Annotated in this window: 19 protein-coding genes and 1 pseudogene; 7 read left to right on the top strand and 13 right to left on the bottom strand. The window is 59.2% G+C overall.

Annotated features, from left to right (window positions below):
• Positions 1-168: 168 nt before the first annotated feature.
• On the top strand, positions 169-543 hold the full coding sequence (locus tag J7E41_RS19410; protein ID WP_214995263.1) for a tetratricopeptide repeat protein: 375 nt from the start codon (positions 169-171) through the stop codon (positions 541-543).
• A 227-nt stretch (positions 544-770) separates the two neighbouring features.
• Positions 771-1,130, top strand: a complete 360-nt coding sequence (locus tag J7E41_RS19405) for a PilZ domain-containing protein (protein ID WP_214995261.1) — start codon at positions 771-773, stop codon at positions 1,128-1,130.
• A gap of 54 nt (positions 1,131-1,184) precedes the next feature.
• Here the strand turns inward: J7E41_RS19405 and J7E41_RS19400 are convergent, their stop codons facing one another.
• Both J7E41_RS19400 and J7E41_RS19395 read right to left on the bottom strand, forming a co-directional pair.
• A complete protein-coding gene (locus J7E41_RS19400) occupies positions 1,185-2,516 on the bottom strand; it encodes a DUF58 domain-containing protein (RefSeq protein WP_214995259.1) in 1,332 nt (443 codons plus the stop codon).
• A gap of 7 nt (positions 2,517-2,523) precedes the next feature.
• Positions 2,524-3,501 carry an AAA family ATPase gene (locus J7E41_RS19395; RefSeq protein ID WP_214995257.1) on the bottom strand — a complete coding sequence of 326 codons (978 nt, stop codon included), beginning with the start codon at positions 3,499-3,501 and terminating at the stop codon, positions 2,524-2,526.
• 403 nt (positions 3,502-3,904) lie between these two features.
• Between J7E41_RS19395 and J7E41_RS19390 the strand changes: the two genes are divergently transcribed.
• Complete coding sequence (locus J7E41_RS19390) at positions 3,905-4,357, top strand: hypothetical protein (protein WP_214995255.1); 453 nt, start codon at positions 3,905-3,907, stop codon at positions 4,355-4,357.
• A gap of 156 nt (positions 4,358-4,513) precedes the next feature.
• On the opposite strand, the gene J7E41_RS19385 is transcribed toward J7E41_RS19390, so the two are convergent.
• Positions 4,514-5,383, bottom strand: coding sequence for an NmrA/HSCARG family protein (locus tag J7E41_RS19385; protein ID WP_214995253.1), 870 nt, complete (start codon positions 5,381-5,383; stop codon positions 4,514-4,516).
• Between the two features lie 231 nt (positions 5,384-5,614).
• On the opposite strand from J7E41_RS19385, the gene J7E41_RS19380 reads away from it, so the two are divergent.
• Positions 5,615-6,490: a LysR family transcriptional regulator gene (locus J7E41_RS19380; protein WP_214995251.1), complete on the top strand. Its 876-nt coding sequence runs from the start codon at positions 5,615-5,617 to the stop codon at positions 6,488-6,490.
• A 130-nt stretch (positions 6,491-6,620) separates the two neighbouring features.
• Here J7E41_RS19380 and J7E41_RS19375 read toward each other — a convergent pair whose 3' ends face one another.
• From J7E41_RS19375 to J7E41_RS19360, 4 genes are read right to left on the bottom strand one after another with little or no spacing between them, the layout of a single operon-like run.
• Entirely contained in the window at positions 6,621-7,778 is a 1,158-nt protein-coding gene (locus J7E41_RS19375; protein ID WP_214995249.1) for a DUF4350 domain-containing protein, read from the bottom strand.
• Complete coding sequence (locus J7E41_RS19370) at positions 7,775-9,304, bottom strand: DUF4129 domain-containing protein (RefSeq protein ID WP_214995247.1); 1,530 nt, start codon at positions 9,302-9,304, stop codon at positions 7,775-7,777. Before J7E41_RS19370 ends, J7E41_RS19375 begins: the two co-directional genes overlap by 4 nt.
• Positions 9,291-10,271: a stage II sporulation protein M gene (locus J7E41_RS19365; protein ID WP_214995245.1), complete on the bottom strand. Its 981-nt coding sequence runs from the start codon at positions 10,269-10,271 to the stop codon at positions 9,291-9,293. Before J7E41_RS19365 ends, J7E41_RS19370 begins: the two co-directional genes overlap by 14 nt.
• Entirely contained in the window at positions 10,268-10,960 is a 693-nt protein-coding gene (locus tag J7E41_RS19360; protein WP_214995243.1) for an RDD family protein, read from the bottom strand. Before J7E41_RS19360 ends, J7E41_RS19365 begins: the two co-directional genes overlap by 4 nt.
• 199 nt (positions 10,961-11,159) lie before the next feature.
• Between J7E41_RS19360 and sbcB the strand changes: the two genes are divergently transcribed.
• The gene (sbcB, locus tag J7E41_RS19355; RefSeq protein ID WP_214995240.1) at positions 11,160-12,584 is read left to right on the top strand and encodes an exodeoxyribonuclease I; all 1,425 of its coding nucleotides are present in this window, start codon (positions 11,160-11,162) and stop codon (positions 12,582-12,584) included.
• Positions 12,585-12,673: 89 nt separating this feature from the next.
• On the opposite strand, the gene mvaT is transcribed toward sbcB, so the two are convergent.
• Positions 12,674-13,048, bottom strand: coding sequence for a histone-like nucleoid-structuring protein MvaT (mvaT, locus tag J7E41_RS19350; protein ID WP_005790963.1), 375 nt, complete (start codon positions 13,046-13,048; stop codon positions 12,674-12,676).
• 351 nt (positions 13,049-13,399) lie between these two features.
• Here mvaT and purU point away from each other — a divergent pair, with 351 nt between their 5' ends.
• Positions 13,400-14,248 (top strand): formyltetrahydrofolate deformylase, encoded by an 849-nt coding sequence (purU, locus tag J7E41_RS19345; protein ID WP_155581367.1) that lies wholly within the window; start codon positions 13,400-13,402, stop codon positions 14,246-14,248.
• Positions 14,249-14,342: 94 nt separating this feature from the next.
• Here the strand turns inward: purU and J7E41_RS19340 are convergent, their stop codons facing one another.
• From J7E41_RS19340 to J7E41_RS28560, 4 genes and pseudogenes are all read right to left on the bottom strand, one after another.
• Positions 14,343-15,470, bottom strand: a complete 1,128-nt coding sequence (locus J7E41_RS19340) for a lysylphosphatidylglycerol synthase transmembrane domain-containing protein (protein WP_214995237.1) — start codon at positions 15,468-15,470, stop codon at positions 14,343-14,345.
• Positions 15,467-16,210 carry a DUF2334 domain-containing protein gene (locus J7E41_RS19335; protein ID WP_214995235.1) on the bottom strand — a complete coding sequence of 248 codons (744 nt, stop codon included), beginning with the start codon at positions 16,208-16,210 and terminating at the stop codon, positions 15,467-15,469. Before J7E41_RS19335 ends, J7E41_RS19340 begins: the two co-directional genes overlap by 4 nt.
• Entirely contained in the window at positions 16,203-17,324 is a 1,122-nt protein-coding gene (locus J7E41_RS19330; protein WP_214995232.1) for a glycosyltransferase family 4 protein, read from the bottom strand. The genes J7E41_RS19335 and J7E41_RS19330 overlap by 8 nt, the downstream gene beginning before the upstream one ends.
• A 188-nt stretch (positions 17,325-17,512) precedes the next feature.
• A pseudogene (locus J7E41_RS28560) lies at positions 17,513-17,605 on the bottom strand (hypothetical protein); the annotation flags it as partial.
• 194 nt (positions 17,606-17,799) lie between these two features.
• On the opposite strand from J7E41_RS28560, the gene J7E41_RS19325 reads away from it, so the two are divergent.
• Positions 17,800-19,278 (top strand): helicase HerA-like domain-containing protein, encoded by a 1,479-nt coding sequence (locus tag J7E41_RS19325; protein WP_214995371.1) that lies wholly within the window; start codon positions 17,800-17,802, stop codon positions 19,276-19,278.
• A gap of 26 nt (positions 19,279-19,304) precedes the next feature.
• On the opposite strand, the gene J7E41_RS19320 is transcribed toward J7E41_RS19325, so the two are convergent.
• Positions 19,305-19,760, bottom strand: coding sequence for a DUF721 domain-containing protein (locus J7E41_RS19320; RefSeq protein WP_155581369.1), 456 nt, complete (start codon positions 19,758-19,760; stop codon positions 19,305-19,307).
• Positions 19,761-19,881: the final 121 nt, after the last annotated feature.

The following is a 19,881-nucleotide window of genomic DNA, read 5'->3' as shown; positions in this document are numbered from 1 at the left end:
ACTCCTGAGTTCAAGCGCTGAGGAAGGCTACTATGCTCTTTGGTTGTAGTCATTGTTCGTTTGCACTACTTATCGACGTTTCGCTTGTTTTCACCTGTTTGGACAGGTGATCAACCTTGAAGATTTTTGCACAGGGGTCGATACACTGCACAAGACAGGAGAACCCCCATGCGAATCGTGATCATTGCTGCCCTGGCCGTCAGTGTTGTCGGCTGTACCCGTTGGTCGATGGACCATCATTTGAACAATGCCTATCGCGCCTATGGTGTCGGCGATTGTCAGCGGGTAACTCTTGAGTTGTCCCAGGTCGACCGTGAAAGTCGGTCCCGGCGCTATGTGCAACCGGAGGTCTCGATGCTGCGCGGGCAGTGCCTGGAGCGGCAGAAGCTGTTCGTCGATGCGGCGCAAACCTATCAGTTCATCATCAGTCAGTACCCGGCCAGCGAGTATGCCTTTCGGGCACGTGCACGTCTGGACACCTTGCAGCAACTGGGGCACTACCCAGGCGTCAGTGCCGCTCGACCGCGTCCGGCATCATTGTAATGATATTTATCATTGCATAGCTGGCCCCTTGCCAGTCTTCGGCTAATCTTTGAATGTCTGTTTGTACAAGTTTTTTGTTTGAACGGATGCTAGACCCGGATTCGGCAGCTGTAACGTGACAAGGCGCTTGCTGTTGTCGCACCGAAATCGAGGGAGAGCAGGCCATAGCGGCCTGTTCCGAATCACTGGAGCGGCCAGAGTCATGGCCATTGGATGGCGAACTCATCATGTTTACCGACCGAAGGATTGAGCGGCATCAATTGCCCTGCTTTCTGCAAGTCTTCAACCGTCTGACGGACAGGCCCATTGGTTACTTGGGCAATGTCTCTGAAGAGGGTCTGATGTTGATCAGTCAATTGCCCATTATGGTCCACGCAGACTTCGAGCTACGTTTGAAGATCCCCGGGCCTGAGGGCGATGTACAGGCAGTTGATCTTACGGCCAGTTGCCTGTGGAGCCATGAAGATATAAACCCACTGCATTACGACTCAGGGTTCAGTGTGTTGCGAGCACCCGTCGAATACGGGCAACTGATCAATGCACTGTTGCAGTACTTCAGCTTTGATCCCTTGCAGGCCTCGGCTTAGCCCAGCAGTGAATCACTTTCGCTTAACTGACGGGCATCAGGCTGTGCGCCGCTTTTATAACACTCCCGCTTTCTTCCAGCCCAGGTAGCGTGTCACCAGGGCGGCGCCGAGCTCCGAGGGTTGTGTGTCCAGCACCGACAGACCGTGGGCGCTCAACCGGTCATGGAGTTCGTTGCGGGCGTTGACGTAATCGACGGTGCCACAATAGGCCAGTGCTTCGGGCAGGGTTTCGACCGGCGACTGGCGTAATTGGTCCAGGACTTCCTCCCGCAGGCTCGCCACCAGTACCCGATGCTGGCGGCCAATACGTTTGACCGCTGTCAGCAGTTCTTCATCGTCCTCATCGCGCAGATTACTCTCCACGATTACCAGCGCCCGACGCTTCTGCCGGGCCAACAGTTGGCTGGCTGCAGCCTGGTAGTCAGCCGCACGTCGGGTGGTGTTCAGGTCATACACCGTGTTGAGCAACAGGTTGAGCTGGCCGCTGCCCTTGACGGGCGCCAGGTAGCGGGGCTGGTCGCAAGCAAAGGTGCACAGCCCCACGGCATCGCCCTGGCGCAAAGCGACGTAGCTGAGCAGCAGGCAGGCATTCAGTGCGTGATCGAAGTGGGATAATTCGCCATCCTGGCTGTGCATGCGCCGGCCGCAGTCGAGCATGAACACGATCTGTTGATCGCGCTCATCCTGATACTCGCGGGCAATCGGGGTACGCTGGCGGGCGGTGGCTTTCCAGTCGATCTGGCGCAGGCTGTCGCCCTCGCGAAATTCACGCAACTGGTGAAACTCCAGACCCAGCCCGCGACGCTGGCGCTGGCGTACACCGAGCTGGCTGAGCCAGTTGTCTACGGCCAGCAACTGTGCACCATACAAACGGGCGAAGTCCGGGTAGACCCGGGTCGCATCGTGGGCCTTTATAAAGCGTCGTGCCGCCCACAGCCCCAGAGGGCTCGGAAGGTGGACTTCACACCGCTCGAAACTGAAATGCCCGCGCCGCAACGGTCGCAGGCGATAGCCCAGCTCGCTGTGTTCGCCGGGTCGCAGTTCGATGGACTGTGGCAGGTTCTCCAGCGTCAGGCCATCGGGCACGTGGTCGAACACCTCTACGGCCAATAGCTGTGGGTAATCGTGTTCAAGCGTGATCCGCACCTCTCCCCAGCGTCCCAGGGCGAGGCTGCCGGGCATCTGCCGTCGCACCCGTGGCGAAGGTCGGCGACGCAGGCGAACGGCATCCAGCAGGGCCAGCAACAGCAGAGCCAGGAGCAGGCCCCAGGTGATCGAGTGCAGCGTGCCCGGCACGTTGAACTGCAACGCCGTACAGGCGCCCAGCAGAATGCTCAACCCCAGCAATACGCCGAGCCAGATCAGCAGCAGACGGGTGGGCTTCATGGGCGGGTCATTGCCGAGGCGCCGGGACCTGGTCCAGCAGTTGTTTAAGTACTTGGTCCACCTCCAGCCCGTCAATGTCCAGCTCCGGGGCGATGCGCACCCGATGACGCAACACTGCCAGGGCGCAGCCCTTGATGTCGTCGGGGGTCACGAATTCACCGCCGCGCAGCAGCGCCCTGGCCCGTGCGCCGCGCACTAGGGCAATGGAGGCGCGAGGCCCCGCGCCGATGGTCAGGCCCGGCCAACTACGGGTGGTGCGGGCCAGGCGTACGGCATAGTCGAGTACCTGTTCATCCAGGGGCAGCTCGCTGGCGATCTGTTGCAACAGCAGTACGTCTTCGGCCTGGAGCACGGTGCGCAGTGGTTGCACGTCGAGCATGTCGGCCCTGGACGAGCGGGTCACTTCACGCACCATGTCCAGTTCCTGTTGTGCCTCGGGGTAGTCCATGCGCACTTTGAGCATGAAGCGATCCAGTTCGGCCTCGGGCAGCGGGTAAGTGCCTTCCTGTTCGATCGGGTTCTGGGTGGCCAGCACCATGAACGGTTGCCCGATGGGCAGTGCTTCGCCTTCGAGGGTGACCTGGCGTTCCTGCATGGCTTCCAGCAGTGCCGCCTGGGTTTTCGCCGGCGCGCGGTTGATCTCATCGGCCAGCAGCAGGTTGGTGAACAAGGGGCCTTTGCGCAGCTTGAATTGCTCGCTGTGCAGGTCGTACACGGCATGGCCGGTGACGTCGCTGGGCATCAAGTCCGGAGTGAACTGGATGCGCGCGAACTCGCCACCAAAACAGCGCGCCAAGGCGCGCACCAGGAGGGTCTTGCCCAGGCCCGGAACGCCCTCGAGCAGCACATGGCCGCCGGCGATCAGCGCAGTGAGTACGTCATCGATCACCTGATCCTGGCCGATCACCGCCTTGCGCAGCTCAACGCGCAAGGCCTGGGCCAACTCGCTGGCGTGCTGAAGGGGTTGCGCTGGAAATTCGCTCATCTTTTTCCGGATCCTTACTGGTTGTTACAGATACTTACCTAATCGAACGTTCTTCGTGAGTTTTCATGGGCGGAACGAGTGAGTGCCATCCTGCACAATTGCAGTTCCATAGTAACCTCTCTTTTCGCGCGATCTTCAGAAGTGGAGGTTAGGCCATCACCGTCAGGTTCTGTCGGAGTAATGCCGCCAAGCGCCGGTCAGTTCTCGCCCTTCGGTCTTTACCGCGCCCGTTCCATGCTCGGTGTGCACTGCGATTTCACGTCAAGCGATGGAAATCCAGCTCAACGAATCGTCAGATAAAACACCGGCCTCAATAAAATCCTGCGGCTGCGAGTCGCACACCATTCACAGTGGCGTCGCCGGTTCGTTCCTATCTGCACCTATCCAGCAGAAGGAATGCACCATGAACAACACCGAACTCAGCCATCTCATCTTGAACGACCACTCACGTATCGCGGCCGCGATCAGTACGGGCGCGGCCTGGGAAGTCTGGTTCCAGGTCGAGTTTCTCATGTTACTGCGTGCCGCCAATCTGGGCGTTGCCCGCGAAGTGCCGTACCCACCGCCGAACCAGGCGTTGCACCTCGACGTGCTGGTCGGCCAGAACGTCGAGCGTTATGCCATTGAGGTGAAAGTCGAGAGCGCCACCAACGCCGGCAACAAGCTGATGGCGGAAACCCGCAAGGATATCGAGAAAATTGTCAAATACACCCAGCCCGTCGAGGCCCGTTGGGTGGTTTCCCTGGCTTACAGCGACGTAGCCAAAAACGCATTGCGTGGGTTCACCCTGCAGAACAGCGGCCACGTCATCTACCATGAGTCCGGCGCGATCGGCTGCATGATCGTCACGGTTTGACCCCCACCGCCACCGGCTACACAGAAGGGCCATGGCCCCTCTGTTGCCGGGTTTCTTTCCCGCGGGCGCTTAAGGCTTCAGAGCCTGACTTTCAGGCTTCTGACATTCAGACCTACCGTGATGGCCATAGGCTGAGGATCTCAATAAAGCATCAGCTTAAGCCCCGGCAATGGCTTCGTGGACGAAGTCCTCATAGGTGCGCAGCGGGTGCCCGATGATCGCCTCCAGTCGGCCCACCGTTCCTTCAGTTGCTTGCATGCCGAACTTTTGGATACCCGCCATCATCAGGCGCATGTCGTAAGCCAACCAGGCGGGGCCGTACGAAGCTAGTTGTCCTTCGAAGGCCGCTACATCGTCACCACCGTAGGCGATCTCGCGATCCAGGGCGGCGCTCCAGGCTTTCGCCACGCTGGCACCTGTCAGTGCTTGTGGCCCGACCAACTCCAGCGTTACACGATCCAGGGCGGACGGTGCCTTGTCGCGTCGCAGCAACTCTGCAACGGCAATATCGGCGATGTCGCGCGCATCTATCATCGAGACACCCGCCGAGCCGATTGGCATCGGGTATACCGAGTAGTTCTGAATCGTCTGTTGGACCATGCGCTCGTTTTGCATGAAATAAGCTGGTCGCAGAATAGTTGCGGGGATGTCGAGGCTCTCGATCATGCGCTCAACCGTATGCTTGCCGGTGAAGTGCGGAACATTGGTGAATTTGTCTGCATGGATCACCGACAGGTAGACGATGCGCTCGATGCCAGCCTCCTGAGCGAGGTTCAGCGTGATGAGCGCTTGCGTGACTTCGTCGGGCGTAACAGCGTTGAGCAGGAACAGCGTACGCACCGACGACAGCGCGACGCGCATCGACGGCACATCGGTGAGGTCTGCGACAACTTCAGTGACGCCTGCGGGGAAGGCCCGCTTACCCGGTTGGCGCACAAGGGCTTTGACCTCGGCGCCTGCGTCGGCAAGGCCTTGAGTGATGAGTGAACCAATGGTGCCCGTGGCACCGATTACGAGAATGCTCATTTTTGAAGCTCCTGCCTTGAGAGTATTGAATGGGTTAGCGGCGCCAGTAGCTCGGGGTCAGGTTTGTTCATGAGCCAGAGGCCCCGACGATTCGCCGGCGTGCGCGCGAGGATGTCGGGTAGTGACGTGCCGACACCTCGTATCGAGTTCCGATGACGAGAAGATATGCTGTTGCGCAGGTAAAGCGCAGACGCCAAAATGCAGACACTTCGTTTCAAAAGTGGAACACCTATGAGCCTGAACGCTTTGATCGATTTCACGCTCGTCGCAACGAATGAGGGGCTCGGAAAGGCGAGCCGTGCGAGCGGCATATCCAAAGCAACGCTATCGCGCCGAATCAGCGACCTTGAGGAACAACTGGGCGTGAGGCTGATAGAGCGCAGCGCTCGTGGCCTGAAGCTCACTGAGGCCGGCGAAAGGCTGATGGCTCGAACAGAAGGTCCGCTGGGCGAGGTGGCCGAAGCCATGGCTGCGGCCCGTGAGGGCGTTTCGACGCCACGCGGACGCTTGCGTGTCGCCTCCCCAGTCCTGTTCTCCCAGCTTGCAATGGGCCGCATTGGCGCCGAATTCTGTACCGCCTACCCGGAGGTCGAAATCGAAGTCGTGGCGGAGGATCGTCTGGTTGACCTTGTGGAAGAACAATTTGACGTCGCCATCCGGATCAACCCGAGCCCAGACAGCAGTTTGGTCGGCCGGTGCTTCGCCAAAGACCGGCTGGTAGTCGTGGCTGCGCCAGAAGTACCTAAGCCGATGCCCGGCGCAATCAGACCTATTCCAGGCATCGTAACTTCGAGTTTCCAGCCCACCCACTGGAGTCTCGATGGAGGGCAGTTGGTCCTGGAACCGATCCCGAAGCTGCGGTTCTCTTCGCTATTGATGGTCCGCGATGCTGCTATCGCCGGTGGTGGTGTTGCCCTGATTCCACAGTCCATCGCATGGAACCAACTGGCCTGTGGCGAGTTGGTCCAGTGGGGCACGGTATCGGGTGTAGAACCCGAGTTGTGGGTCTTGCACACCTCCAGGCGCCTTACTGCTCCGAAGGTTCGCGCCTTCGTCGATTTCATGTGCGCCAGATACCCTGACATGTCTCTGGTACTAAAGGGATAGAAGACCGCTTACTGGTCTGGGGTATTGATTTGAACGTCCGGGTTGACCAAAAACAGTCTCGGCACCTTGCCTATGAACGTCTTGGGGCGGTTCCTGATAGGGCACATATCTAACGGTCGTCAACACCGGATCACAGGGCGTTCCTGAGGGTTTGCAGGCACGCCACCTGGCGGCTGAAGTCGGCGCTGGAAAGTCGTTTTGCCGGGAGTGGGCCGAGGGCCTGGCTGATGACAAGGGTGGGTTGGCGGGTCAGGCGTTCAAGGGCCTGCCACTGTTCAGCGGTGTCGAGGTGTTCGAAGCCGGGATGGCGGCGCCGGGCGGTACGCAGGATGTCGTGCTGCAGGGCCTGCAACAGACTGTTTTGTCCGCTGCGGCGCAGCAGGAAGTCAGCGCTGGCTTTCAAGTGCTCCTGCAATTGCCGGCGCGCCCTGGAGGCGGGTGGTTGAATCGGTCCCTGGCGCATGCCCGCGTGCCACAAACCCAAGGCTATCAGCGCCGCGAGCGCCGTCAGGGCTTGAGGAAAGTAACGCAGCAACAGGCTGAAAAAGTCATCAACGTCGCTGTTGAACAGCAGTGTGACGGTGGTGCCCTGGTTCAGGTACCACAGCAACCAGGCGTTATCGTGCCGACCGATATTGCGGTTTTTCCACAAGTCGCTGTCGGTGACCACCGTGACGCTCCCTTGCCCGAGATTGACCTGCATCAAGTGGCTGGCCTTGGCGCTGTTGGCTGAAAACTGGGCCAGGTGCTTGGGGTCGGTAAGGTTGAAGTCGGTGTCGAAGCTGAAATAGGCCGCAGGGGTTTCGTTGTCGACATACAGCTTGGTCAGGTCAGGCGCAGGCTTTTTACCGGCCGGTACCGGCTTGTCGAAGCCCTCGCTGAAGGCTTGGCGCAGTTGCACACGGTCCAGCAACAGATCGTCGCTTTTACCGGTTTCATCATCCCACAGCGCTTCAGCCACCAGCAGCAGATGGCCGCCAGACTTGGCCCATTCCAGCAGTTGGTCAGCCTGGCGCGGGGTCATGTTGCTGCGCTCGCCCAGCAACAACAGGCTGCTGCCCTTGGGTGCAAGGCTCGTCAGTTGTTCAAGGCCGTTGGCGTGTTCGACCACCAGGCCTTGCTGACGCAGAAAATGCTCCGCCGCGAGGTAAGGATTGGCCTGGACTTCGGGAGAGGGGCCGCGGTCGACCACCTCCTGGTAGGGAATTGCCTTGTGCCAGGCGTAGAGACCGCCCGCTGTCAGCAAGCAACCGAGCACCAGCCCGACCCACAACAATGGCCGATTCATTGCGCCGCTCCCGAGCCGAACAGCGCTCGCCAATCACCACACAGTTGTTGCTGTGCCTGCGTCGGCGGCAGGCGGTGACCATAGGCAAGGTTCTGCCAGTGCCGGGTCAGGTCAGCGCTGAACGCCAGTAACTGGGGTTGTTGCAACCGATGAATGCGCTCCAGGACCTGGCCTTCGGTGTCGGCGTCTTTCAAGGGCAGGTTGAAGTCGTGCAACAGGCGGCTGAGCAAGCCGCGGTAGAGCAGGCCAAGGGCTTCCCGTGGCTGGGTTGGCCAGAGCTGTTCGGCGGTGCCGGCAATGTCGTCGGGCAAGGTTTCGGTGCCCAGTTCCAGACCGAATAGTTGCGTGGGGGTGGGCTTGGCGATTTTTGGATTGTACGGCGCGCGTCGGCTGACAAAGGCCCGCAGCCAGTCGCGATAGCGCCAGATCAGCAAGGCCAATGCCCCCAGCAGCAAGCTCCAGAGCAGCACTTCAAGGCCCTTGGCCAGGTGTTTGAACGAGTTGCTGTTGAGGTTGTTCAGCAGTGCTTCCAGCCAGGCCGGTAGCTTGGCATCGCCCCCCGATTTGTCTTTCTCGCTGGGTTTGTCGGGTCCGAAGCGATAGCGGGTAACGGTTTCAGGATTCTTGAACGGTGGTTGTTCCAGCAACGCCTTGATCGACTGATTGGCGGCTTGTGTGCTGAGCGGCTTCGCAGTGATCGGCTCATCGGCCATGGCCGGTTGGATCGCCGGGATTAGCAGCAGTCCGATGGCCAGCAGTAGAACCGTTGCCATCGGGCTCAGGCGCTGGCGCAGGCGGCGGAATACCAGTTCCAGGTCCCAGGCCTCCAGCGTGGTGCGGCGATTCAGGTACAGGCTGAAACCGCAGGCCACATAGATCGGCTCCCAGAACACCAGGATCAAGGCGTAGAAGGCATTGGTCAGGTGCTCCAGCCACAGCCAATCGTGCCCGGTCGCGAGTATCAGCTGTTGCCAGTCCCAATCCCGTTCAACCTGCTGTGGCAGGAACAGATAGAACAGCACCATCAAGCCGATCCACAACGCCATTTCCAGGTGTACGCCGATCAGGGTCAGCCAGCGTGCGGCGCCGGCGTTGCGTTGTTGCAGCACTCCCAGGCGTTGCTGGCGGGCCTGGCCTTCCAGGCCTTCGAGCTGGACCACCGGCATTATGAAGCTGCGGCTGAGACTGAATCGCCGCCAGGTCAGGCTGACCAACAGTTGACCTTTGAGCAGGCGTGGCCATTGGCGCAGGGCCTGCTTGAGGGTAGGCGTCTCACCGAACAGGGCCTTGGACAGGATATACAACGGCAGACGGTCAAAGGCCGGTTTCAGCCACCAGAACAGCAGCAGCGCGGCAGACGGGTAATTCCATAGCAGCGCGCTGAACAGGGTAAAAATCGGCAGGGTTATCAGTGCCCAACTGCTCATCAACAACCCACGGTGTTCACGGGCCATCAGGACACCGAGGTCCATGGCTTCCCAGGACGTACGGGGGCGAATCACCACACTGGCGTCACTCAGGCGCATGGCGACTCCGTCCAGCGAGCAACAGATAGGCGGCCATCAATAGCCAGAGCGCGGCGCCCACTACGTACTTGATCCAGGGCGCCACGGTGGTAGTGGAGGACCAATAGGCTTCGATAAAGGCCGCAATCAGCAGAAACACCATGACACCACAGATCATTTGCACGCTTTTGCGCGCAGCCAGCCGCAGGGACTCGCTTCTGGCCAAATGTCCCGGGGCGATCAATGCCCAACCCAGTTGCAGGCCGGCGGCACCTGCCAGGGCGATGGCGCTCAGTTCGAAAGCACCATGGCCAATGACGAATGACCAGAAGGTCTCGCCGTAGCCGATTTGCGTCAGGTGCCCGGCAACGGCACCGATGATCAGCCCGTTGAAGAACAGGAAGAACACGCTGCCCAGGCCAAACAGCAAGCCGGCGGCAAACGTCTGGAAGGCAATGCCGATGTTATGCATGACGTAATAGCCGAACATCATCCAGTCTTCGCTCGATGCGCGTTCGGCAGCTCGCCCCAGGCGGCTGGCGTCGGGGTCGTACATGCTTTGCATCTCGGCCACCTGTTGGGGGCTGACGATGCTGTAGATCAGGTCCGGAAACAGGTACACCAGCAGGGCAATACCCAGCAGGCTGCCAAAGAACAGCAGGCTGGCCACCAGCACGAACCGCCATTGCTCGCGCACCAGCCGGGGGAAGTCGGCGAGTACGAAACCCAGCACATTGGCCCCCAGCTGGCTGCGATGCCGGTACAGCTGTTGGTGACCGCGCAGGGCCAGTTGTTGCAGCGGGTCCACCAGGTAACTGCTGTAGCCGCGCTCCTGAGCCAGGGCCAGGTGCTGACACAAACGTCGGTAATGATGAGGGAAATCGGCAAAGTCCGAGGTATCGGCCTTGCCCTGTTCAAGCTGCGTCAGTTGGTCGGCAAAGGCTTGCCATTGGGGCTGATGACGGCTTTCGAAAAGACTCTGCTTCATGTCGGCCCCAACAAACCACGTGCCACGCCGTTGAGTTCGCTCACGGCGCGGCCGGGGGAAACCTGCAAGGGCGTGGCCAGGATCGCGGCCAGCTCGTTGGCGCGCTCAGTGGACAGTTCTCCCTGGCGCTCGGCGAAACCGAGTATGGCCCGCTGCTCGTTCAGGTCCAAGGCAAACGGGAGGCGCAGCGCCGGGGCCTGGGGAAGTCGCGGGCGTGACAACGGTTGTTCGCGGTAAATCACCAGGGTCCCGGCGGCCAGGTCGCCGAGTCGTTTGAAGTGGGGATGCTGCAGGCAACTGATAGCACCGAGGAAGTAGCCGAAGGGCAACATATCGGCAAAGCGCAGCAGGTTACGAATCAGCGAAGCGGACCAGCCGATGGGCGTGCCATCGTCCTGTACTACCCGCAGGCCCATGATCTGTTTGCCGGGCGAGCAGCCTTGGTTGAGGACTTCGAACAGCACCATGTACCACCAACTGACAAGGAACAGCAGGATCGAACCGAGACCAATCCCCAGGTTGCCAAGAAACGCCAGGGCCAGGAACAGGACACCGAGGATCAGGCCGCGCAGGCCCAGGTCGAAGGCAAACGCTAGGGAGCGAGGCAGCAGGCCGGCCGGGCGCAGGGGCAGGTCGATGCCCTCCGGGGTCTCGATCTGGTAGCGGGTGTCCAATGGCGCTGATGGCATCGCGGTCCTTGGCAGTGCAGGGCTGTCGCGCCGGGCGACAGCAGGCGTATAGAGAGACGGATGCTAGCAGTGTCGACGGTGGAAGCAACCACTCAAAGTGCTGCAACGTTTCACTGAATGTTTGTACAGCTCACGCAGCGCTGGCCTCAGGTATCTTCCAGCGCCTAGACTTTGTCGGTCTTCAGTACAGGAATAGCCCGTGACCACCATCTTCTGGTACGACTATGAAACCACCGGCATCAACCCGCGTAACGACCGTCCGCTGCAGGTAGCGGGGATTCGTACCGACCTCGACCTCAACGAGGTGGGACCGCCGGTCAACCTCTATTGCCAGCTCAGCGACGATATCCTGCCTCACCCGGCGGCCTGTGCAATTACCGGTATCACGCCGAGCGTGTTGGCTGAGAAGGGCTTGGTCGAGGCCGATTTCATGACCCGGGTCCACGCCGAACTTGCTGCCCCCGGTACCTGTGGTGCCGGTTACAACACCTTGCGTTTTGACGATGAAATGACGCGCTACAGTTTGTATCGCAACTTCTTCGACCCGTATGCGCGTGAGTGGCAGGGTGGTAATAGCCGCTGGGACCTGATCGACGTGGTTCGCACGGCCTACGCCCTGCGTCCGCAGGGCATTGTCTGGCCGGAGCAGGACGGGCGGGTCACCCTCAAGCTTGAACGCCTGACCGCCGCCAATGGCATCGACCATGGGCAGGCTCATGACGCTTTGTCCGATGTCCGCGCTACCATTGCCCTGGCCCGATTGATTCGCGAGAAACAACCCAAGCTGTATGACTGGCTGTTTCAGTTGCGCAGCAAACAACGGGTCATGGACCAGGTCCGGCTGTTGCAGCCGATGGTGCATATCTCCGGTCGTTTTTCTGCCGAGCGCCATTATCTGGGGGTGGTGTTGCCATTGGCCTGGCATCCGCGTAACCGCAATGCCTTGATCGTCTGTGACCTGGGGCTCGATCCCCAAGGCTTGCTCGACCTGGACGCCGATACCCTGCGCCAGCGCTTGTATACCCGGCGTGATGACCTGGCGGAGGGTGAACTGCCAGTGCCGCTCAAGCTGTTGCACATCAATCGCTGCCCAGTGGTGGCCCCTTTGAATGTGCTGCGGGCCGAAGACCGCCAGCGTTTACAACTGGACATGGAGCTGTATCAGGCACGTGCCCTGCGGCTAACTGACGCACAGGAAGTTTGGCGCGATAAGTTACCGGCGATTTATGCCGAAGAAGACTTTGCATCGAGCACCGACCCCGAGCAGCAGCTATACGATGGTTTTGTCGGTGATCGTGATCGGCGTTTATGTGAGCAAGTCAGACTCGCCGAGCCTGGGCAATTAGCGCGTCAGTGGCCTTTTGATGATCAGCGTTTGCCTGAATTGTTATTTCGCTACCGCGCTCGAAACTTTCCGCATACCTTGAATAGCGAGGAGCAAGAGCGCTGGAGACTTTTCTGTCAGCAACGTTTGTCAGACGCTGAATGGGGCGCACCGAATACCCTTGAGAGTTTTAAGCAGACCCGGCTGGAATTGGCTGTTAGTGCTACATCATTTCAGCGTCAGGTGCTTGATGAATGGCAAGAGTATGCAGACTCTTTGGGCGCACGTTTGAGCCTGTAATCAGTTTATGGAAAAATCCGGACAATAAAAAACGCCAGCATGCTGGCGTTTTTTATTGTGTCGCGAATCAAGCTGCGACCGTGCGAGGCTTAGCCCAGCAGGGTAGCCCAGCCTTCAACCACGTCGCCGCCCCACTTGGCTTTCCACTCTTTCAGGGTCTTGTGGTTGCCACCTTTGGTTTCAATCACTTCGCCGTTGTGCGGGTTTTTGTACTGTTTAACCTTGCGAGCACGTTTGGTGCCGGTAGTTTTCACAGCGCCACGTGGTGCTTTAACTTTCGACTCTGGATCCAGCAGCGCGATGATGTCACGCAGGGATTTGGAGTACTCACCCATCAGGGTGCGCAATTTGCCTTCGAATTCCAGCTCGGTTTGCAGTTTGTCGTCTTGGGACAGGTTCTTCAAACGGGCTTGCAGCTCTTTAATAGCTTCTTCGGTGGCGCGGTATTCGTTGATCAGGGACATGAGGGCTACCTTATGTAGGGCGCAGGGTGACAGGGGATAGTGGCCTAATAATAGTCAGACAGTTTCCTCAAGTAAACATTTAAGGGGACTTTTATGTAATTTACTTTGGTTGTTTGTGGCAAAAGCGTGGAATTGAGTTAATTAGTAAGGGGGACGGGATAAAGATACTCTCGTTAAATCTTGACTAACTGCCCAAACTCAAGCGATCAGGCACATATAGCGAGGTAAAACCTTACGCTATTAAGGGGCCGCCCCGACGCGCGCAGACAGAATAAGCGTTAAGGAATACTGCAGTTTTTCTGCGTAATCGCTAGAATGGCGGCCTTTGCGAAGTTCTGGAGTTTCCCCCTAATGCGCACTTTTCGGCTGGTGATTGCTTGCCCGGACCGCGTCGGTATCGTTGCTAAAGTCAGTAACTTTCTGGCGTCCCACAACGGCTGGATCACTGAAGCGAGCCATCACTCGGACAATCTCAGCGGTTGGTTCTTCATGCGTCACGAGATCCGTGCCGACACACTGCCCTTTGGTCTTGAGGCTTTTCGCGAGGCATTTGCGCCGATCGCCGAAGAGTTTTCGATGACCTGGCGCATCACCGACACGGAACAGAAAAAGCGCGTGGTCCTTATGGCCAGCCGCGAGTCTCACTGCCTGGCAGACTTGCTGCACCGCTGGCACAGTGATGAACTGGACTGCGAAATTTCCTGCGTGGTCTCCAACCATGACGACCTGCGCAGCATGGTCGAGTGGCACGGTATTCCGTATTACCACGTTCCGGTCGACCCGCAGAACAAGGAACCGGCGTTTGCCGAAGTGTCGCGCCTGGTCAAGCAGCACGACGCCGATGTCGTGGTGCTGGCGCGTTACATGCAGATCCTGCCGCCGGAACTGTGCCGTGAATACGCCGGCAAGGTGATCAACATTCACCACAGCTTCCTGCCGTCGTTTGTCGGTGCCAAGCCATATCACCAGGCGTCCCTGCGTGGCGTGAAGTTGATTGGCGCAACGTGCCACTATGTCACCGAAGAACTGGACGCCGGTCCGATCATCGAGCAGGACGTGGTACGGGTCAGCCACAGCGACAGCATCGAAGACATGGTGCGCTTCGGCCGTGATGTCGAGAAGATGGTTCTGGCACGTGGCCTGCGTTATCACCTGGAAGACCGTGTGCTGGTGCATGGCAACAAGACGGTGGTGTTCTGATTGAAGTGTGAAGGGCCTGGGCGTTAAATCGCTGCAGGCTCTTTTCCTTTACAGGCAGACGAGGATGGATTGATGACTGACCCACTCGATAAAGCTACTTCCAAGGCCCCCGCGACTTTGGGTGAGGGGTGTCTGAGTCGCTATGACCCGGATGCTCTTGACGCAGAAGACGGTACCGATTTTCCGGATGCTGCTCGGTTGTGGGAAGTATTACAGAAGGAGTCCGATCCTCCTGCCTCCCCTGAATCAATCGTTTGAGCAAGGGCTTGCCCACCATCAAGAGAAACACGGGCCCACCCGCCAGCAGATAAAAGTAATAGGTCACCGCCCGCCAGATCAAAATCGCGGCTGCCGCGGTTGATTTTCCCACCATCGGTGCCAGTAAGGCCGCCGATGTCAATTCCGCCGCTCCTGCGCCGCCCGGCAACAGACTGAATTGCCCGGCTGTCAGCGACAGCATCTGGATCAAAAAACTCCAGGCCCACTGCACATTGGCGCCCAGACCATTCAAGGCCAGGTACAGCACGCTGTATCGTAATGTCCAGTGCACGCAGGTCAGCAAGAACACCAGCGCCAGGGTGTGCCACGGCAACTTGAGCGTGTCGCGGAAGGCCGCCAGAAAGTGCAGTAATTTGCGCGCCCAGCGGCGTAGGGTAATGTCTTGCACCTTAATGATCTTGAGGAGAAAGCCCGTCAGGCGAATCAAACGTCGGTAATAACGGGCCAGTAAAAAACAACTGAACAGCCCGCCCACCATCGAGACCGCGCTAAACCCCAGCAGCCATTCCAGTCTCGGATTGAGGGTGTGAAAGAGCGCGTACAGCACGATCCCGATCAATGCACAAAGAAAGAACAGCAGGTCGCTCAATTGATCCATGGCAAATACCGCACTGCCATGGGCTGGGCGTACGCCGTTACGTGCCAGTAATGCCATCAGGGTGAGTGGCCCACCGCTGCCGCCTGGGGTGGCGCACATGGCGAATTCGGTGGACATCACCACACCGAAACTCTTTATCCGTCCTAACTGGCCGAGGTGTTCGCCCAATAGCAGGCGGATACGTAAGGTATTGATCAGCCAGCACAGCCCAATCATGCCGAACATCACCAGCAACAGGGGCCGGGGGAATTGCTGTAGACGCGCGCCGATTTCATTACCGCCCAGCCACAAGGGAATCAGTAGTGCGGCCAGCAACGCGACGAACAGCCAGATCAACCGGTTCATGGCTGGGTCGCCAGCCAGGCGGATTTGGTCAGTGGAGCTCGGCCCGTGTTCAGTAATCGTTGCAGGGTGTCGAACCAATATCGGCGAGAAAAGTCGTGGCGCATGTCCACCGGGTGCAAACCCAGGCGGATCACCCGTGCGGATTGCCAGCGCTGTTCGCGTCGTTCACTGATAACTTTCGACAAGCCTCGACGCCATGCGCTACGAGCGCTCCAGACCAGGCCCGGGGCCTCTATCGAGGTAAAGTCGGGAAGGCGATACAGGTGCTGTGGATCACTGGTATAGGCCAGTGGTAACTGGCACAGCGCTTGGCGAGTGCCTGCGCTCATCAGCCAGGCGGGAGCGACGAAGCCCTGTAGCGGCCAGTCATGGCGTCGAAACAATTCAATGCCATCGGCCAGCCGTGACAGCGCCTGGGCTTTGGAGAGTCGGTAAAACTCACCCTCATGGGTATACACCCGCCGCATGAACCAATCCTTGGGCGTGCGGGGTGTCGGTTGGTCATCGCAGTGGTAGTGGCCGTGCAAGGCCAGTTCATCGCCCTTGGCCACCCGCTTGTCGAGCTGGCGGATAAAGTCGCCATGGGCATCGACGGCGTTGTGTCGGTGAAAGTCCGGTACCACCAGCCAAGTTATGGGCACATTGCCCAAGGCGTCCACGGCTTCGACGAAAAGCTGGTAATCCGCCCATGTTTGCGGCGTCACATCATGCAGCACCAGCAACACCGAGCGCTCAACCACGGGCAAGCATCGGTTGTTGAGTACCGAGCACCGCGTGGTAATGCCCCAATAGACTGTCGACTACGGCGTCCCAGGCGTAATGCTGTTCGACATGGCACCGAGCTTGCGCGCCGAGCCGCCGACTGTCGGCACCGAACAGTTCAAACACCGAGTCGGCCATGGCGCGAGGATCATTGGGCGTACACAGCAAGCCGCAACGCTCGTCAACGATTTCATTGAACGCACCGGCGGCCACCGCGACCACCGGCAGACCGCAGGCCATGGCCTCGAGAATCACCAGGCCAAAGGTTTCCTGGTCGCCGCCGTGCAGCAGTGCATCGGCGCTGGCCATCAGCCGGGCGACATGTTGGGCGGGACGGAATCCGTCGACGATGGTGACATTGTCCGGCACGGCAGCGGGCATGCCCGAGCCTACCAGCAGCAGATGGTAACCCTCGCCGAGGCGCCTCATGCAGTTGAGCAGCACCGGCAGGTTTTTCTCCTTGGAGCCACGGCCTGCGAATATCAGCAGGCGAGTCTCTTCACTGATGCCCAATTCGGCCCGTAGCCCAGGATCCCGGGCGGCCGGGTTAAAAACTTGCAAGTCGACGCCCAAGGGCTGGACGAACACATTCTTCACACCCATACCGATCAGTTTGTCGGCCATCACCAGGCTTGGCGCCAGGACTCGGTCAAAATTCCCATAGAGTTTGCTGACATAGGCTTCGACATTGGGTGTAAACCAACTGCCCATGCGGTTGCTCACCAGCAGTGGCAAATCGGAGTGGTAAAAGCCGATCACCGGCACATCCAGCTGGCGCCGAGCATCCAGCGCGGCCCAGGCGGTCAGGTAGGGGTCGCCGACCTCGATCAGATCAGGCTGTAAATCGTGCAGGACATTGCGCCATGGAGCCAGACGCAGCGGGAAGCGGTAGCCTTTGCCGAAGGGCAGGGCGGGCGCGGGGACCTTGAACACGCCGTCCTGCTCACTCAAGTGGGCGCCAGGGATCAGCAAGCTGTGGCGAATGCCGGTCCTGAGTGCAAGGCGACGGTGCTTGGCATCCAGATACGTGCGTACGCCACCGCTGGCTGGGGCGTAGAACATGGTTATGTCAGCGATATGCACGATAAACATCCCTCCGATCCATTGCTCTCCTTATCGTGGACCTTAGGTAAGGATAGATGTTCGGTTCGGTTGTAGCTGCTGCCGAGGTACGAGGCTGTGATAAGGGCCGAAGGATCTTCGCAGTTTCAAGAGGCTGGCGACGGCTGCGCAGCCGATCGCAGGCTGCGCCAGCGGCTACAGGGGAGCGGTGTTTTTTAGTCGTTGTACAGGGTAAACACGCAAAAAAAGGCAATGACGATAAGGGCCGCGGCAAGCAGTATCTTGTGGCTGAAACGCAGTTTTTTATTCAGGGCTTGTAGGGTCCGCTAAGGTCTTAATGTCTGAGGTGCGTCTTTGTAAAAGCGCGCAAAATGGCAGCTTCAGAAGAAGTGTGATATTTCCATCTATCTCTGTAAGAAGTATCTGATTCTGCTTTTAGACTTTTTAGGTCTCTCAGTTGTCTGTATCGACCGTGCAGCGTTAAAGATTAACCATGGGTGACAAAATGCCAGACTCCTCGCAACTGATTATTGGTGCAGACCTTAAAGGCCAACCTATTGCCCAGGCCATGCGCCTGGCTAACCGCCACGGCCTGATCGCTGGCGCCACGGGGACCGGCAAAACCGTCACTTTGCAGCGCTTGGCGGAAGCCTTCAGCGATGCGGGAGTCGCCGTGTTCGCTGCAGATATCAAGGGCGACCTGTGCGGCCTGGGTGCTGCGGCCAATCCCCAGGGCAAGGTGGCCGAGCGGATCGCCGGCATGCCGTTCCTCAATTACACGCCCAAGGCTTATCCGGTGACGTTGTGGGATGTCCACGGGCAGTCAGGTCATCCACTTCGTACCACGATTAGCGAAATGGGCCCGCTGTTGTTGGGCGCCCTGTTGGAGTTGACCGATAGTCAGCAGTCGGCCTTGTACGCGGCGTTCAAAGTGGCCGATCGCGAAGGCTTGCTGCTACTGGATCTCAAGGACCTCAAGGCGCTGCTCAATCACCTCAAGTTCCACCCGGAACTGTTGGGTGAGGACGCAGCCTTGATGACCACCGGCTCCAGCCAGGCCCTGTTGCGGCGTCTGGCGATCCTTGAACAGCAAGGCGCCGAAGCCTTGTTCGGCGAGCCGGCGTTGCAGTTGGAAGATATTCTGCAGCCCTCCAGCGATGGTCGCGGGCGGATTCATCTGCTGGATGCCAGCCGACTAGTGCATGAGTCGCCCAAGGTCTACGCGACCTTCCTGTTGTGGTTGCTGGCGGAACTGTTTGAGCAATTGCCGGAGCGTGGCGATGCCGAAAAGCCACTGCTGGCGTTGTTCTTCGATGAGGCTCACTTGCTGTTTGCCGACACACCGAAGGCTCTGCAGGATCGTCTGGAGCAAGTGGTACGGCTGATTCGCTCCAAAGGCGTCGGGGTGTATTTCGTCACCCAATCGCCGAGCGACCTGCCGGACAACGTCCTGGCGCAGTTGGGGTTGCGTATTCAGCACGGCTTGCGGGCATTCACCAGCAAAGAACAGAAGTCCCTGCGGGCAGTGGCCGATGGATTCCGGCCCAATCCGGCATTCGATGCCTTGGCGGTACTCACTGAGTTGGGTACGGGTGAGGCGTTGGTGGGCACCCTGCAGGAAAAAGGCACTCCGGAGGTAGTCCAGCGCGTGCTGGTAGCGCCACCGCAATCGCGGATCGGGCCGTTGACCGAGGCTGAGCGGGTGGCGTTGATCGCCAGTTCGCCGTTGCTGGGCCGCTATGACAAGCCGATAGACCGGGAGTCGGCCTATGAAGTACTGATGGCGCGCAAAGACCTGGCGCCGCAGGAGGGGGCTGCGCCTGCCGCTGAAGAGCCGAGTTTCACTGATAAGGCGGGTGCATTCCTGGGTACCACCGCAGGCAAAGCGCTGAAGTCGGCCATGCAGCAAGCAGCCAATCAGATGGGGCGACAGTTGGTGCGTGGGTTGTTGGGGTCGTTGCTGGGAGGCAGCAAGCGTAAATAGCTATATAGGCAGGCTGTGTGCCAGGCTCAGGTTTTGGGCTTGGCATGAGCCGCCAGGCGCTCCAGCGCCGCTCGTAAGTTCGGATCAGTGATACCGTCCGCCGTGGCCTGAATGGTCTCGGCGGCATCCGTCGACAAATCCATCGTATGCCCCACCGCGCCTTGCTGAACGGTCGGCGGCTGCACCTTGAACTGGATGCGTGTCAGGCTGGCGAACTCGTCAAAGGCCTGCAATTGGCGCTGCAAGCGTTTTTGCTGATAGCGCAAGCGAGTTGCCCAATGGCCGTCGGTGACGATCAACAACAGGTTGCCTTCGCGCCAGGACGCGACATGACAATGTTCGCGGGCAGCCGGTTGCAACTGGCTATCCACCAGACGTTGCAGGTGGCCCAGGCGTTGCGCGTGGCCGAAGATGGCTTTTAAGGGCTTGGCTTCGCGAAGCAACACGGCAGGAGCGCGGGCCGTAAGAGGGCGAAATGCCATGATCAGACACCTTAAGTAACAGAGCTGCCATGGTAGCAGAAAGCGTCTGACCCGCCCCGAGCAATGCTTTGTCAGGGGTTTCTCCATTAAATCAATAAGTAACTTCTGTGCTCCATGGGTT

Source organism: Pseudomonas fluorescens (assembly GCF_018614655.1).
GTDB lineage: Bacteria > Pseudomonadota > Gammaproteobacteria > Pseudomonadales > Pseudomonadaceae > Aquipseudomonas > Aquipseudomonas fluorescens_BX.
The sequence above is the reverse complement of the archived record's forward strand: the minus strand, read 5'-3'. Positions and strand labels throughout refer to the sequence as shown.